We start from the raw sequence: 14755 nt of genomic DNA on the forward strand, positions 1-14755 counted from the left end.
TTGGCAGCGCAGTGTGTCATGCGCGTTGCGCTGGCGACTGGCGAAGTGCCATGCCAGTGCGCCCGTGGAGCTGGCTCTGCCAGTCCACCGGGTGCGCCCCCCTCCAAGGGGGAAGCCGCGCAGCGACTCAGGGGGTTCGGGTGTACTTGGCTTGCATGAACTGCTTCCAGCTGCCGTCTGGCTGCTGGCCGAACGAGGTGAGCGACCGCTCGTTAGCGCTGATGACGGTGATCACGTCCCGGTAGCGCACGGTGGCGCCGTCGGCCTTGAAGCTGGGGCCTTCGGTCTCCAGCGTCAACACCTTCTGGTCCGCATCCAGCGTGCCACGGTACACCCACATATGCGTCATCATCGAGCCCACCCAGGTGCCGACAAACGCCTGCTGGTCCGGGTCGTAGCCCAGCGTCATCAGCATGCGGGCCTCACCACCCCCGCCGGGCATGGAGCCCGCCCCTTCGCACAGCACCCACAGGTTGCCCAGTGCGCGCACATGCTCGGTGCCCCGGCTTTGCGCAGGGGGTTCGACCGGACCCATGTCGGCCAGGGACTCGCAGGTCCAGCCGCCCAGCAGCTGCTGCAGCCAGCGGTGCATGGCGTGGGGTTCGGGGTTCATCATGGGGAGTCTCCTGGTGTCGCCGTCAGGGCGCTGTTCAGTCGCGGTCGGGCGCCCCGAGCGGAAAGTAGTGGCGGTAAGGGCGCCCGCCCTCCACCGCGCGTGCAAACGAGGGGCGTGCGAGCAGCCGTGCGCGGTAGGCGCGCAGCTGCGGGTAAGTGGCTGCGATGGAGTGCGTCCAGTCGGCATAGAACAGCGAGGGCGCCGCAGCGCAGTCGGCCAGCGAGAACGACTCGCCCGCTGCCCAGGTGCGCCCTGTCCACATGCACTCCAGCCAGGCGTAGGCTTTCTCCAGCTTTTCGGTGGCCCAGGCCACGCCTTCGGCCTTGCGCTCGGCGTTGCCGGTGAGCGCGGCGTTCACCGCGTGCTGCACCGGGGCCATCACGTGCAGGTCAAAGAAGCGGTCCATGAAGCGCACGTCCAGCGCCGCCCGGGGGTCGGCAGGAATCAGCGGCATGGGCCCCGGGTGCGCGAGCTGCAGGTGCTCGATCACGATACTGCTCTCCACCACCGTGTGGTCTCCGTCCACCAGCACCGGAAACTTCGCCAGCGGCCAGTGGCGCAGCCAATCGGCGGAATGGCTGACGGGCTCAGCGGGGTCGAGATTGAGCAGATCAAACGGCGTCCCGTTCTCGTAGAGCGCGATCAGCACCTTCTGGGTGTAGGAGGAAAAGGGGTGGCCGTAGAGGGCGAGCATGCGGGTTCCTGTGGGAGTGGTAGAGGTGGTGTGGATGGCAGTCGCACTCATTCGGGGGCGACCACCAACCAAGGCACGCCAAAGCGGTCGGCCACCATGCCAAACGCCTGCGAGAAAAAGGTCTTGGTGAGGGGCATCTGCACCTTGCCACCATCGGCCAGCGCGTCGAAATAGCGTTTGGCATCGGCCGCGTTGGCGGGGCTCAGCGCCAGCGAGATACCCTGGAAGTTTGCATGGCCCGAGCCCATGCCGTCAGACGCCATGATCTGCGTGTCGCCCACGGTGAACGAGGCGTGCATGACCATCTCGGGCGTGGGGCCTGGGCCGCTGCCGTCGGCGCAGCCCTCGCCGGCGGCAGGCTCGGGGTTGTTCTTGTAGCGCATGAGCATGGTGACTTGGGCGCCCAAAGCGTGGCGGTAGAACTCCAGCGCTTCATCGCAGCGGCCTTCGAACATCAGGTAGGGCTCGACTTTCATGGGGGTCTCCTGGGAGGGTTGGCGGGTCGGCAACCGTTTCGGCGCGCAATTGTGAACACCGTCCACAAACAATAGCAAAGATAATGGACAGTGTCCACATCCAAACCACCCATGACCGTAAGTACCCGCAACAAAGCCGCCACCTCCCGCGCGCCCACCGCAGGCACCGCACGCACCACTTACCGCCATGGGGATTTGCACCGTGCGCTGCTGGACGCGGGCATCGAACTGGCGCGCCAGGGCGGGCCGGATGCGGTGGTGTTGCGCGAGGCCACGCGCCGCGCGGGTGTGGCGCCCAATGCGGCTTACCGCCATTTCGCCAACCGCGACGACCTGCTGGGCGCCGTGCGCGCCGCTGCCGTGGCCGCCGCCGCGCGGTCCATGGAGGCCGAGCTGGCCCAGCTGCCCGCCACCGGCACCCCCACCGCGCAGGCCCACGCCAGGGTGCGCGCCGTGGGCGCCGGCTACCTGCGGTTCGCGCACGCCGAGACGGGGCTCTTTCGCACCGCGTTTGGCGGGCGCTTCACGGTGCAACAAACCCCCGACCCCGCCATGGGCGGCGCCACGGGCCTCAACCCCTTCCAGCACCTGAGCGCGGCGCTGGACGATCTGGTCACTGCTGGCGCCCTGCCACCCGCGCGCCGCCCGGGCGCCGAATACCTGGCCTGGTCTACGGTGCACGGCATGGCGCTGCTTGCCATCGACGGGCCGCTGCGCGGCACGCCCCAGCAGATGCTGGACCTGCTGAGCCAGCGGCTGCTCGACATGGTGGAACGGGGGCTGTGAGCGCGCGGCCCAACGAGGCCACACGCACACGCTCCGCATTGCTTATCGGGCAGCTCTGTTGTCGGCGGCCTCAGTGGCTCAGCAGCGCGCCCCCGCACTGGCAGACCGGGTTCACCCGCCCTCCGTCCTGTAGCACTGATTCACATTCGCTGGTTTGTAACAAGAATTGATTCCCCTCGGCAGAGCAGGTTGTCGAACGGGGGCTACACGATGGTGTCGCTTTGTGACTGACAATTCACAAATTGATACAAGCAGTTGCAACGCGCTGCACCCGTCACCTTTTCTCTTTCTCGGCAAACGTTTGTCAGTGCGTCGTACGACGCTTCTGTCTTGCCCGACATTCATCCGGAATTTCCATGGCTTTCCATCAAAAAACCGTCACCAAAAAGCTGGCGTTCGCCTTTTCTGTGCTGATCGCGATATTGATCGCCGTCTCCCTCCTATCGCTGCGCAGCCTGGGCGACGCACGCGAAGACTTCCAACGCTTTGTGGATAGCGAATTCCACCGGGGCGGAGTGGCGCGCGACATCCAGGAGGCGGCCAATGCACGGGCCATTGCGGCCCGTAACCTGATCCTGCTGACCAGCGCCGCAGACCTGCAGGCGGAGACCTCCGCGGTCATGGCAGCGCACGAGCGCGTGCAGACCAAGATGGCAGAACTGCGCGAGGCATTGGCCAATGCAGCACAAGCCCCCGCAAGGGAGCGCGAGCTGTTCCAGCAACTGCAGACCATCGAGCGCAGCTACGGCCCCGTGGCGCTGGGCATCGTGGGCCTCGCGCGGGATGGCAAGAAGGACGAGGCGATCGCCAAGATGAACACCGAATGCCAGCCGCTCCTGAAGCAGTTGATCAGCAATACGACTGAATACACGCAAGCCGTCGCTGCCTCCGCAGACCAGGAAATCAGCCACGCGGCTGAAAAGTTTGGCAACAAACGCCTCATGCTCATCCTGGCTACCGTGGTGTCCATTCTGGCGGCCACGGCGCTGGCTGCGCTCATCAACCGCAGCCTGATGCGGTCTCTGGGAGCAGACCCTGTGCAACTCAGCGCGGCTGCGCGGCGCGTTGCGTCAGGCGACCTGGGCACCGTGTCCGGCAGCGCCACGGCGCCCGCCAGCAGCGTGCTCGCGTCGCTGGGGGACATGCAGGTCGCCCTGGCCAGCATCGTGGGGCGCGTGCGCTCATCGGCCACGGCCATTGAAGCGGGCTCCCAGGAGATTGCGACGGGCAATGCAGACCTCTCACACCGCACGGAGCAGCAGTCCGGCAATCTGCAGCAAAGCGCGGCCTCCATGGAAGAAATGACCGCCACGGTGCAGCAGAACGCCGACACCGCGCAGCAAGCGGCTCAGCTCGCATCGGCAGCGCGCGAGGCCGCAGAACACGGCGGCACGGTGGTGGCCCAGGTGGTCAGCACCATGGATGACATCACCACCAGTTCGCGCCGCATTGGCGACATCATCGGCGTCATCGACAGCATTGCGTTCCAGACCAACATCCTTGCGCTGAACGCAGCGGTGGAGGCCGCCCGGGCTGGAGAGCAGGGCCGGGGCTTTGCGGTGGTGGCGAGCGAAGTGCGCACGCTGGCCCAGCGCAGCGCGCAGGCGGCCAAGGAAATCAAGTCGCTCATCGAGGCCAGCGTGGAGAAGGTGGAGACAGGGTCCGCACTGGCGCACACCGCAGGCTCCGCCATGACCGAGATCGTGGGCGAGGTGAACCGCGTGGCCGACCTGATCGGTGAAATCAGCGCCGCCACCCGCGAGCAGAGCGTGGGCATCGGGCAGATCGGCAGTGCAGTGGCCCAGCTCGACCAGTCCACCCAGCAAAATGCGGCGCTGGTGGAACAGATGGCGGCTGCCGCGCACACGCTGAACCAGCAGGCCCATGGCCTGGTGGAATCCGTGGCGGTGTTCCGCGTGGAAGAGTCCGTGCGCACCGTAGCGGATGTGCAGCGCCCGCCGCAACAGCGGCCAGGCGCCGTGAAGATGCAGCCCCTGGGCGTTCGGGCTCCGTTCCCCAAGGCGCTGAAAGCCGCTTAGTCAGGGCACCGCTACTGCGCGCCGTACAGCCGCGCTGTGGCCTGCACCCGAGCCACCAGCGCGCGGCGCAACGCCATGGGCCGCAGCACTTCCACCTGGGGTGACAGCCGCATCATCTGCCCGCAGGCATGCTCCACCGACTCGATGGGGATCGTCACGGCCGTGCGGCCGTCCTTGCGGCGCGACGGCGGGGCGGCGGCCACAGCACGCGCCACGGCGCTGCTGAGTGCGCGCAGGCCCTGCAGCCCTTCGGGCGTGGCCAGCAGCGTGGCATCGCCCGTGTACAGCCCTGACTCGAAACGCCGGATCGACGCGGCCCAGTAGCCCGGCAGGTCAAAGCGGGCTGGGCGCTTGGCCGGTTGGTCGAGCGCCGTGGCCGCGAGGATGTTCGACACCCGGTAGGTGCGTGGCCCGCGCGCGTCGGCTCCCATAGGCAAAGCCACCAGGTACCAAACGCCCGCTTTCAGCACCAGGCCCAGCGGGCTCACGGTGCGCTCTGCCGTGCGCGCCCAGCCCTCGTAGCGCAGGGTGATCTGGTGGCCGCTCCATACGGCAGCCGCCACCGTGGGCAGGTGCGGCGTGGGGTCACTCTCGCGGTACCAGTCCACCGGGTCCAGGTGCAGGCGGGCGCTCACGCGCTGCGCGTCATCGCGCCAGGCGGCGGGCAGTGCCGCCAGCAACTTCAGACGCGCTCCCGCCACATCGCCGCCCAGACCCAGGTCCTGCGCGGGGCCCGGCAGACCGCTCAGGAACACGGCCTGCGCCTCCGATGGCGTGAGGCCCGTGAGCGTGGTCTTCCAGCCCGGCAGCAGCGCAAAGCCCCCGTTGCGCCCCCGCTCGGCGTAGATGGGCACACCGGCCGCGCTGAGCTGGTCCACGTCGCGGTAGAGCGTGCGCACCGACACCTCCAGCGCATCGGCCAGCGCCTGCGCGCTCATGCGGCCCTGGGTTTCTAGCAGCATCTGAAGGGAAAGGAGACGGCTGGCACGCATGGTGGCAAGGGTGGAGAGCACGGTGGCACCCGAGGCGAGTGCCCACGCAACCCAAAAAAGAAACCCAACGATATCCGAAATACCTGCCATGCGGTGGCAGGTATTTCAGCGCAGACTGCGCCCCTGACTCTGCGCTGCCCCACACCACCACCAGGAGCCCCCATGCCCGACACCGCCTTGGCAACGCCGCACGGCAGCCCCACGCCCTCGTTGGACGATTGCCATGTCATTGAACTGCGCCAGTACACGCTGCACTCAAGGCAACGCGACGTGCTCATCGACCTGTTCGACCGCGCGTTCATCGAGGCCCAGGAGGCGCAGGGCATGCGCGTGATTGGCCAGTTCCGCGACCTGGATCAGCCCGATCTGTTTGTCTGGCTGCGCGGCTTTGCCGACATGGCAGCACGCCGCCGCGCGCTGGAGGCGTTCTACGGCGGCCCGGTGTGGGCGGCGCACAGCGATGCGGCCAACGCGACGATGGTCGATTCGGACAACGTGCTGTTGCTTCGCCCGGCATGGCCCGGTGCGGCCGCCGCACTGCCGCAGCATGCGCGCCCAGCCCCCGGCGCCAGCGAACCTGCGCCGGGCTCGCTCGACGCCACCGTGTTCACCCTGCGCGAGGCTGCCACGCCCGCGCTGCTGGATTTTTGCCGCCGCCGCATGGCACCCACGCTGCAGCGCGGCGGCGCACGCCAGGTGGCCTGGTACTGCACCGAGCCCAGCGCCAACACCTTTCCTCGATTGCCGGTGCGCGAGGGCGAGCAGGTGCTGCTGGGCCTGGCCTTGTTCACCGATGAGACCGCCTTGCAGTCCTTTGCCGACAGCGGTGCCTGGGCGCGCGATGTGGCAGCAGGTCTGGCGCCCTGGCTGCTGCCATCGCGCGCGCCCGAAACCCACCGGCTGCAGCCCACTGGGCGGTCGGCGTGCCATGCCTGACCGTCAACGCGCCATGCCGACCACCACGCCAGCGCAAGCGCCCACCACCCCCTCGTTGCTGCTGTATGGAGCGGTGGGGTCGGGCCACTCGTACAAGGTCCGGTCGCTGCTTTTGCTGTCAGCCACGGCACACCGCTACCAATGCATTTCGCTCGACACGCCCCGGGCCCCGCGCCCCGCAGCCTTTGTTGCGGCCAGCCGGTTTGGCGAGGTGCCGGTGCTCGTCGATGAAACCGGGGGCGCGCACTGCCAGTCCAACGCCATCCTTATCCACCTCGCGCAGCACACCCACCGCTTTGGTGGCGCGCCTGCGGAACGGGGCACCGTTGTGGAATGGTTGTTCTGGGAGAGCAACCGCATCGGCTTCAGCGTGCCTAACCTGCGGTTTGCACTGCGGTGGGCACCGCAGCCCGCCGACGTGCTGGACTATCTGCGCGCCCGTGCCACCGCCGACCTGGCCACGCTGGACCAAACGCTCGCGTCTACAGAGTTCCTGCTGCCCTCGGGCCCGACCATCGCGGACCTGGCCTGCTCTGCGTACCTGTTCTGGCTGGCCGAGACCGGCATCGCCGCAGAAGACTTTGCGCACGTGGCGCGGTGGCTGGACTCGCTGAGCGCCTTGCCCAGCTGGGTGCACCCCGACAAAGCCCTGGCGCCCTGACGCCCTCCCTGGGCCATCGGCACCCGCGCTTTCCTCATCCACCTCATTCACCCAATTCACCTCCTCCAACCCACGAAACCCTCACGACATCACACCATGCAAAACACCTCCCACCCCACGGCCGACGGCCACCCTGCAGCGCGCGACTTCGACTTCCTCATGGGGCCCTGGCGCATTCACAACACGCGCCTGGTGCGGCGCCTGGCGGGCTGCACCGACTGGGAGGTGTTTGACGCCACCGGCACCGCACGGCCCCTGCCCGGTGGCATGGGCAACTACGACGACTTCATCCCCGCCACCTGGAAGCCCGGCTTCGTGGGCATGTCGCTGCGCGTGTTCAACCCGCCGTCGCAGCGCTGGAGCATCTATTGGCTCGACAACACCACCGGAGGCATCGACCCCGCCACCGGCCTGCTGCAGCCCCCGGTGGTGGGAGGTTTTTACGAGGGCGTTGGACGCTTCGACGGCACCGACACCCTGGAAGGCCGGCCCATCCGCGTGCGCTTTGAATGATCGCAAATGCACACCGGCGCGCCGCGCTGGCAGCAGGCGTTTTCCGACGACGACGGCGCCACCTGGGAGGTGAACTGGGTGATGGAGTTTGCGCGCCCGGTTTAGTCAAGACTGCCCCTGCTCCGGTGCGTTGGAGGGGAAGTCTGTGGACGCAGCCACAGCGCGCCACTGCGCCGTTTCCTGCGCAACAAAAGCATGTTTGTCGGCAATGGTCTGCAGCGTGTCGGTGCCCAGCGGCAGACGCAGCGGCGGTGTGGGGCTTGCCACCAACTGCATCACGGCCTGGGCCAGGCGCACGGGGTCGCCGGGCTGGTTCCGGTTGATGCGGCGGGCCGCCTCGCGCACCGCGCCAGCGCTGGCCGCGTAATCGTCGAGCACCCGGGGTGAAACCACCAACGAGGCCGTATCGAGGAACTCGGTCCGAAAATACCCGGGTTCCACCACCGTGGCGTGGATGCTCAGCGGCGCCAGCTCGGCGTGCAGCGCCTCGGTGATGCCCTCGACCGCAAACTTGGTAGAGCAGTAAAGGCCAAACCCGGCGGACGACTGCACGCCGCCCAGCGAGGAGATATTGATCACATGCCCCACACGGCGCGCCCGCATGGTGGGCAGCACGGCGCGTGTCACGTGCAGCAGGCCGAACACATTGGTCTCGTACAGGCGGCGCACCTCGTCGGCCGTGGACTCTTCCACCGCGCCCAGCAGGCCATAGCCCGCGTTGTTGACCAATACGTCGATACGGCCGAAATGCGCCAGTGCGCTCTGCACGGCGGCCTGCGCCTGGGCTTCGTCGGTCACGTCCAGCGCCAGGGGCAGCAGAGCGTCGTGGGCGCCCAGGCGCTGGGCGACCGATGCGGTATTGCGCGATGTGGCGATGACAGCATCGCCCTGGGCCAGCGCGGCCTCGGCAATGCGCGCGCCAATGCCGCGCGAGGCGCCGGTGATCATCCAGACGCGGGGGTACGAAGAACGGGTGGTGGTGGTGGCTGTAGTGGGGGTGGCGTGTGCGGCGTTCATGGCAGGTCCTTGAGGTGGTGTTGAGCAATGGGCAGTGCCCATGGCGGTGGACTTTAGGCAACCCATTGCCAGGCGACTAGCCCATAATTTCTGGATTCATTTGCAAGCATTGCTTGCCAATCCATCGCACACAACATCGCACACAATGCCCGACCACCATGGCCATCAATGAACTGCGCGCGGTCGCCAACTTTGTCAAGGCCGCCGAGCTGGGCAGCCTGCGCCAGGCGGCCGCCACGCAGGGCATCACGCCCCAGGCGGCCAGCCAGCTGCTGGTGCAGCTGGAGTCGCACCTGGGTGTGCGGCTGTTCCACCGCACCACGCGCAGCCTGAGCCTCACCGAGGAAGGCCGGCAGTTCCTGGCGTCGGCGCAGCCGGGCCTGGCCACGCTGCAGCAGGCGGTGCAGGGCGTGCGGCGCGGGCGCGAGGAGATGGCCGGGCCGCTGCGCATCGTGGCGCCGCGCTCCATCGTGCTGGAGGTGATCTGGCCGGTGCTGCACGAGTTCTGCCGCCGCCACCCGCAGGTCGAACCCGATGTGCAGCTGGACGACCGCATCGGCAACTGGGTGGAAGACCGCGTGGATGTGGGCTTCCGCTCGGGCTACCCGCCCGAGGGCGGCGTGGTGGCGCGGCGGCTGCTCACGCTGCAGCTCATCGTGTGCGCAGCGCCCGCCTACATCGCCCGCCACGGCACGCCCGCCAGCATCGACGACCTGGCGCAGCACCGCTGCAGCGGGTTTCGGCACCCATCCACCGGCAAACCCATGCCATGGGAGTTCCAGGTGGGCGACGACATCGTGGCGCGCACGGTGCACCCCGCGTTCTGCACCAACGACATCGAGGTCGAGGCCCGCGCGGTGCTGGGCGGCCACGCGGTGGGCCAGCTGGTGGGCGTCACGGCCGCGTCGCTGGTGCGCAGCGGCCAGCTGGTGCCGCTGCTGCCCCAGCATGTGGCGCAGCACCTGGCGCTGTACGTGTACTACGGCAGCCGTACCGCGCTGCCCGCGCGGGTGCGGGCCTTCATCGACCTGGCGGTGGAGATGGTGGCGGACAACCCGGCCTACGCTCTCACGCCGCAGGAGCTGGCGGCCCACGGCCCTGCGGTTCAGAAAAAGCCCCGCGCACGCAAGACGGCGCAGTGACCGCCGCGCGGACCGGTCAGGCCGCGAAGCCGCCGTCGATGAGCAGGCTGGCGCCCGTCACCATGCCCGACTCGGGGCCCGCCAGGTAGGCCACCATGCCCGCGATCTCGTCGGGGTGGGCGTGGCGGCTCAGTGCCATCAGGCCGTGCATGTCGCCTGCCATGGGGCCGTCGGCAGGGTTCATGTCGGTATTGACGGGGCCGGGCTGCACGTTGTTCACGGTGATGCCACGCGGCCCCAGGTCGCGTGCCAGGCCTTTGGTAAGGCCCACGATGGCGGCCTTGCTCATGCCATACACGCTGAAGCCGGCCCATGGCACGCGGTCGGAGTTGGTGCTGCCGATGGTGATGACGCGGCCATAGGCGCCACCCTGGCCCATGTGGCGCACGGCGGCCTGGGTGGCCACGAACACGGCGCGCACGTTCACGTTGAGCGTGTGGTCGAAGTCGGCCAGCGCAAAGCTGTCCAGCGCACCCGCAATCGCCACGCCAGCGCTGTTGACGAGTATGTCGAGGCGGCCCAGCGTGTGTGCGGCCTGGTCCACCGCCTGCGTGAGGGCTGCGGCATCCACGCTGTCCGCATGCAGCGCCAGGGCACGGCCACCCGCCGCTTCAATGGCCGCAGCCAGCGCCTTGGCGGGCGCTTCGGAGCTGCTGTAGGTGAAGGCCACCGCAGCCCCGTCGCGCGCCAGGCGCCGCACGATGGCCGCGCCGATGCCGCGCGCTCCACCGGTGACGAAGGCCACTTTGCCGGCCAGAACGCCGGGGGTGGGCGTAGAGGGGGTGGACGAAGCCAAAGTGGCAGAAGTGAAAGACGCGGAAGAAGTAGAAGCGGAATCAGTCGACATGGTGTTTCTCCAAATAGAAGGGCATAGAAAAATAAGGAACAGAAAGGAACTGGAGCCAGAAACACCTTCAGTGTCGACAAACCATTGCCTTTGCGGTAGCCATTAATGGGCTGGATCTCTTTCAACCATGGGTTGAAAATACGAGCCATGCAACCCTTGAGCCACCTTGAATCGTTCGTCAAATCCGCCGAGTCCGGCAGCTTCTCGGCCGCCGCGCGGCTCATGGGCCTGACGCCTGCCGCCGTGAGCAAGAACGTGGCGCGGCTGGAGGCGGGCCTGGGCGTGCGGCTGTTTCAGCGCAGCACGCGGCGTCTTACGCTCACCGAGGGCGGGCAGCGCCTGCTCGGGCAGATCAGCGCGCCGCTGACCGCGCTGGCCGATGCGGTGGACCACGCGGCCGAGGCCGAGCAGCAGCCTGCGGGCACGCTCAAGGTCAGCATGGGCCAGGCCTTTGGCCGCGCCTACATCGTGCCGCTGCTCGCCGATTTTTTGCAGCGCTACCCGGCCATCCAGCCCGACTGGCGCTTCGAGAACCGCCAGGTCGATCTGATCGGCGAGGGCTTTGACGCGGGCATTGGCGGTGGTCTGAACCTGAACCCCGACATGGTGGCGCGCACGCTGGGGCCCATCCACCTGGTGGTGGTGGCGGCCCCCGCGCTGCTGAAGGGCCGCAAGGCACCGCGGCACCCGGCCGACCTGGCGCACTGGGACGGCATTGCGCGGCGCGCCATTCGCACGGGGCGCGTGCCGGTCACCACGCTGCGCAACAAGGCGGGCGACGCCGCAGCGGCGGCATTGCGCCCGCGCATCGTGTTCGACGACCCTGAGGCCATGTGCCAGGCCGCGCTGATGGGCCTGGGCCTCGCCGTGCTGCCCATGCCTTTTGCACAGCCCTGGCTGGCACGCGGCGACCTGGTGCGCGTGCTGCCCGGCTGGTGGGCCGACGCGGGGCCCACATCGCTCTACTACCCCAGCAAGCTGCTGCTGCCCGCGCGCACGCGGGTGTTTGTGGACTTTGTGGTGGAGCAGTTTGCGCAGCGCGGTTTTGCGCAGCGGGTGCGCGGTGATTGAACGCTGCCCCGTTGGTGCTGCGGCCGTTTGGCGAGTTGTGCGCTATGCGGGGCACCACGGATCACCGGGGCACCGGGGCGCAACGATGGGCTGGCAATAATGGGCCCTCTTCCTCTTCGTTATTCCACGCCATCTGGACCAACTTCATGCCCCAACACATCGGCATCGTGGGCTGCTCCGCCGAAGGGGCCGCTCTTTGCTACCGCACCGTCTGCATGGAAGGCGCCGCGCTGCTCGGCGAGCCCCATGCGCACCCCGAGGTCTCGCTGCACACGCCCTCGCTGGCCGACTATGTGCGTTGCCTGGACCGGGGCGACCTGCAGGGCGTGGCCGGCCTCATGCTCGCCTCGGCCCACAAGCTGGCCCGCGCAGGCGCTGACTTTTTGATCTGCCCCGACAACACCATCCACCAGGCGTTCCACCTGGTGCAGCCCCATTCACCCCTGCCCTGGCTGCACATCGCCGAGGTGGTGGCGGCCGAGGCGGCGGCGCGCGGCCACCGGCGCCTGGCGCTGACCGGCACGCGCTGGCTGGTGGACAGCAGCGTGTACCCCGATGCGCTGCAGGCCCAGGGCCTGCAATGGGTACGCCCCACCGAGGCCGAGCGCAGCGAGATCAACCGCATCATCATGGACGAGCTGGTGCCCGGCGTGATCCGCCCCGAGGGCGTGGCCACGTTCCAGCAGATCATCGCCCGCCTGCAGCGCGAGGACGGCTGCGATGCCGTGGTGCTGGGCTGCACCGAGATCCCGCTCATCCTCAGCGACGCCAACTCGCCGCTGCCCACGCTCGACTCCACGCGGCTGCTGGCCCGTGCGGCCCTGCGGCGGGCGGTGGAGGCGAGCTAGTTTCAAGCCTTTTTGGCCGCTAGCGCTTATCCATCAAGCGCTGGCAGCTATGGTTTTTGATATGTGCGGCGGCAGCAGGATCAGGGCTGCTTGCTCACAAAGGCCACGGCCAGCCCCTTGGGCGTCACCGTGATGGGCCCCGGCTGCAGGCCCAGGCCGTCGAACACCGCCGTGTCCTGCGGGCGCAGCTGGTGCAGCGTGACCTCGCGCAGCGACTGCTCGGCCAGCACCGGGCCGTAGGCGTTGAGCAGCTCCGTCACGGCGGGCTGGAGGGTGGGAAACGCCAGCCGCCCCAGCCGGATCTGGTAGGCCCGCAGGGTGCGGTCGCTGGCCTCGTAGCGCAACGCAAACTCCACATCAAAGCTGCCCGCATGGCTGCGCCGCAGCGCAGGGCCCGCCACGTCTACCGCCATGGCCGCCCCCAGGCGGTTCACCTCGGGCAGCAGGCGCAGCAGTGGCGCCTGCAGGTTCAGGTCGAACAAGCCCTGCACGGGCACGCTGCGCGGAAACTTGGTGGCCACCATCTCTTGCAGCTGCGCCAGCGGCACGGTGTAGCTGGGCTGCGCCCATACCCCGCGCCCGAGCAGCCACAAGGCACCGCCGCCCAAGGTGAGTGCGCGGGTGGCGGTGGCCAGAAATCGTCGGCGGTGCGGCATGGGGGTCTCTCCTTGAAGGGGTGTGGGACACGGATGCGTTGAAAAGGTGCCGTGACTGTCGTTGCCACGGCGATATTTGTGCATCGCGCAGTTCGCCCTCATCCATTCATTCAATGGAAAGACGCGGCCTTGGGGCCTTTCAGCCTTTGCTTTGGGCCTTTGAATGGACTGGATATCCCATCCAATTCATTCCTGCGTGAATTCGTTCGCGGCCAGCGCCCACGAACTCACCCCCAAGGCCGCGAATGGGGCTGGGGCCTCTGCCCCCAAAAGGCGCCGAGACCCATCAACCATCAGATCAAATCGGGCACCAGCGCTTATTCAGAAAGCACTGGCAGCTATTGTTTTTGATGGCCTCTTGATGGCTTTTGATATTCAGCGGCCCACCACCGACCAGCCGACTTTCTGGTTGTCCTTGTCGTTCTCATACTCCCACGCCGTGCCGCAGCGGTCGCACACATAGCGGGTGATGGTGACGGAGCCCTGCTCGCGGTCTTCCTTGCGGTTGCCGCGCTGCACCAGCTCGGCATGGCCGGGGGCCTTGCGCCAGTTGCGCTGGATGCCCTGGCAGGGCTCGCACAGGGTCATGGGTTTGAGTTCGTTCTGTCGGGCCAGGTCTTTGGTCATGGGGATGCCGCCTTGGGGCGATGTGTGGGTGGGCTTGCGTTCTGCGAACGCGGGGGCGGCTACTGTAAGGCAACAGCGGCAGGCGCGAACATGGCACCGTGGGCGGATAGCAAGCCAAACAGGCCATTGGCGCTTGATGAACAAGCGCCAACAGCTATCAAATCAGGAGTCGCCACCCACTGCCAGCGACTTCGCCATGCGCGCATTGCACAGCACCACGCCTGCACGCTCCACCTGCTGGCGCTCCTGCACCACAAAGCCCTGCGCGGCAAAAAAGGGCTCGGCGGTCAGGCTCACGTGGGCGTGCAGCTGGGCGATGCCGCGCAGCGCAGCCTGCGCGTGGATGTGTGCCATCAGCGCCCGGGCCACGCCCCGGCGCGCATATGCGGGGGCCACGAAGAACATGTCGATGTACCCGTTGGCCTGCAGGTCGGCAAAGCCCGCCAGGGCGTCAGCGCCCTGCACCTGTGCAATGAAGGGCTGGAGGGCCTGCATGCGCTCGGCCCATTGCGCCGCGTCGTATTGCGGCGGCGCCCAGGCGGCCCGCTGTTCAGGCGTGTAGTGCGCCTGCGCGCGGCCATGCACCGCCGCGTGGAACAGGGCGCGCAGGGCGGGCGCATCGGCGGGGCGAAAGGGGCGGATGGAGATCGCTGTCATGTCGGGGGCCGGGTGCATGGAGGGCGGAAGGGGCGCGATGGTACCGCAGGCAGCCCCGTGCCTGCACACCCACGGGCACCACCACACCACCACACCACCCACCACCGCACATTCGCCTACACGCCCAGCTGCGGGACGGCGGGACGGCGGGACTGGCGGGACGGTAGGGCGGCTGGC

General features: G+C 68.1%; 17 protein-coding genes. 8 read left to right on the forward strand and 9 right to left on the reverse strand.

All coding sequences use genetic code 11. From position 1 onward, the window contains the following. Positions 1 to 127 precede the first annotated feature (127 nt). Genes KI609_RS21665 through KI609_RS21675 form a run of 3 tightly spaced genes read right to left on the reverse strand, consistent with a single transcriptional unit; the run spans position 128 to position 1786 of the window. A complete protein-coding gene (locus tag KI609_RS21665) occupies positions 128 to 616 on the reverse strand; it encodes a DUF1579 domain-containing protein (RefSeq protein ID WP_226445585.1) in 489 nt (162 codons plus the stop codon). 34 nt (positions 617 to 650) lie between these two features. Further along, a complete protein-coding gene (locus KI609_RS21670; RefSeq protein WP_226445586.1) occupies positions 651 to 1310 on the reverse strand; it encodes a glutathione S-transferase family protein in 660 nt (219 codons plus the stop codon). Positions 1311 to 1357: 47 nt separating this feature from the next. Further along, positions 1358 to 1786, reverse strand: coding sequence for a VOC family protein (locus KI609_RS21675; protein WP_226445587.1), 429 nt, complete (start codon positions 1784 to 1786; stop codon positions 1358 to 1360). A 111-nt stretch (positions 1787 to 1897) separates the two neighbouring features. Here KI609_RS21675 and KI609_RS21680 point away from each other — a divergent pair, with 111 nt between their 5' ends. Both KI609_RS21680 and KI609_RS21685 read left to right on the forward strand, forming a co-directional pair. Continuing rightward, positions 1898 to 2572: a TetR/AcrR family transcriptional regulator gene (locus KI609_RS21680; protein ID WP_226445588.1), complete on the forward strand. Its 675-nt coding sequence runs from the start codon at positions 1898 to 1900 to the stop codon at positions 2570 to 2572. A 356-nt stretch (positions 2573 to 2928) separates the two neighbouring features. Continuing rightward, positions 2929 to 4611 carry a methyl-accepting chemotaxis protein gene (locus tag KI609_RS21685; RefSeq protein ID WP_226445589.1) on the forward strand — a complete coding sequence of 561 codons (1683 nt, stop codon included), beginning with the start codon at positions 2929 to 2931 and terminating at the stop codon, positions 4609 to 4611. Between the two features lie 11 nt (positions 4612 to 4622). Here KI609_RS21685 and KI609_RS21690 read toward each other — a convergent pair whose 3' ends face one another. Next, positions 4623 to 5624, reverse strand: coding sequence for a helix-turn-helix transcriptional regulator (locus KI609_RS21690; RefSeq protein WP_226445590.1), 1002 nt, complete (start codon positions 5622 to 5624; stop codon positions 4623 to 4625). Between the two features lie 141 nt (positions 5625 to 5765). Here KI609_RS21690 and KI609_RS21695 point away from each other — a divergent pair, with 141 nt between their 5' ends. From KI609_RS21695 to KI609_RS21705, 3 genes are all read left to right on the forward strand, one after another. Further along, positions 5766 to 6539 (forward strand): NIPSNAP family protein, encoded by a 774-nt coding sequence (locus tag KI609_RS21695; RefSeq protein WP_226445591.1) that lies wholly within the window; start codon positions 5766 to 5768, stop codon positions 6537 to 6539. Then, complete coding sequence (locus KI609_RS21700) at positions 6532 to 7200, forward strand: glutathione S-transferase family protein (protein ID WP_226445592.1); 669 nt, start codon at positions 6532 to 6534, stop codon at positions 7198 to 7200. Before KI609_RS21695 ends, KI609_RS21700 begins: the two co-directional genes overlap by 8 nt. Positions 7201 to 7296: 96 nt before the next feature. Beyond that, on the forward strand, positions 7297 to 7713 hold the full coding sequence (locus KI609_RS21705; protein WP_226445593.1) for a hypothetical protein: 417 nt from the start codon (positions 7297 to 7299) through the stop codon (positions 7711 to 7713). 105 nt (positions 7714 to 7818) lie between these two features. On the opposite strand, the gene KI609_RS21710 is transcribed toward KI609_RS21705, so the two are convergent. Next, positions 7819 to 8730: an oxidoreductase gene (locus KI609_RS21710; protein ID WP_226445594.1), complete on the reverse strand. Its 912-nt coding sequence runs from the start codon at positions 8728 to 8730 to the stop codon at positions 7819 to 7821. 158 nt (positions 8731 to 8888) lie between these two features. On the opposite strand from KI609_RS21710, the gene KI609_RS21715 reads away from it, so the two are divergent. Then, positions 8889 to 9872 carry a LysR family transcriptional regulator gene (locus KI609_RS21715; protein WP_226445595.1) on the forward strand — a complete coding sequence of 328 codons (984 nt, stop codon included), beginning with the start codon at positions 8889 to 8891 and terminating at the stop codon, positions 9870 to 9872. 16 nt (positions 9873 to 9888) lie between these two features. Here the strand turns inward: KI609_RS21715 and KI609_RS21720 are convergent, their stop codons facing one another. Next, the gene (locus tag KI609_RS21720) at positions 9889 to 10719 is read right to left on the reverse strand and encodes an SDR family oxidoreductase (protein ID WP_226445596.1); all 831 of its coding nucleotides are present in this window, start codon (positions 10717 to 10719) and stop codon (positions 9889 to 9891) included. A gap of 147 nt (positions 10720 to 10866) precedes the next feature. On the opposite strand from KI609_RS21720, the gene KI609_RS21725 reads away from it, so the two are divergent. Both KI609_RS21725 and KI609_RS21730 read left to right on the forward strand, forming a co-directional pair. Further along, positions 10867 to 11790, forward strand: coding sequence for a LysR family transcriptional regulator (locus KI609_RS21725; protein WP_226445597.1), 924 nt, complete (start codon positions 10867 to 10869; stop codon positions 11788 to 11790). Positions 11791 to 11936: 146 nt separating this feature from the next. Further along, complete coding sequence (locus tag KI609_RS21730) at positions 11937 to 12638, forward strand: aspartate/glutamate racemase family protein (RefSeq protein WP_226445598.1); 702 nt, start codon at positions 11937 to 11939, stop codon at positions 12636 to 12638. Between the two features lie 80 nt (positions 12639 to 12718). On the opposite strand, the gene KI609_RS21735 is transcribed toward KI609_RS21730, so the two are convergent. The 3 genes from KI609_RS21735 to KI609_RS21745 all read right to left on the reverse strand — a co-directional run bounded on the left by KI609_RS21735 (position 12719) and on the right by KI609_RS21745 (position 14596). Then, positions 12719 to 13294: a DUF1439 domain-containing protein gene (locus KI609_RS21735; protein ID WP_226445599.1), complete on the reverse strand. Its 576-nt coding sequence runs from the start codon at positions 13292 to 13294 to the stop codon at positions 12719 to 12721. Between the two features lie 375 nt (positions 13295 to 13669). Beyond that, positions 13670 to 13921 (reverse strand): hypothetical protein, encoded by a 252-nt coding sequence (locus KI609_RS21740; protein WP_226445600.1) that lies wholly within the window; start codon positions 13919 to 13921, stop codon positions 13670 to 13672. Between the two features lie 162 nt (positions 13922 to 14083). Next, positions 14084 to 14596: a GNAT family N-acetyltransferase gene (locus tag KI609_RS21745; RefSeq protein WP_226445601.1), complete on the reverse strand. Its 513-nt coding sequence runs from the start codon at positions 14594 to 14596 to the stop codon at positions 14084 to 14086. Between the last annotated feature and the right edge of the window lie 159 nt (positions 14597 to 14755).

The organism is Acidovorax radicis, assembly GCF_020510705.1.
Taxonomy (GTDB): domain Bacteria; phylum Pseudomonadota; class Gammaproteobacteria; order Burkholderiales; family Burkholderiaceae_C; genus Acidovorax; species Acidovorax radicis_A.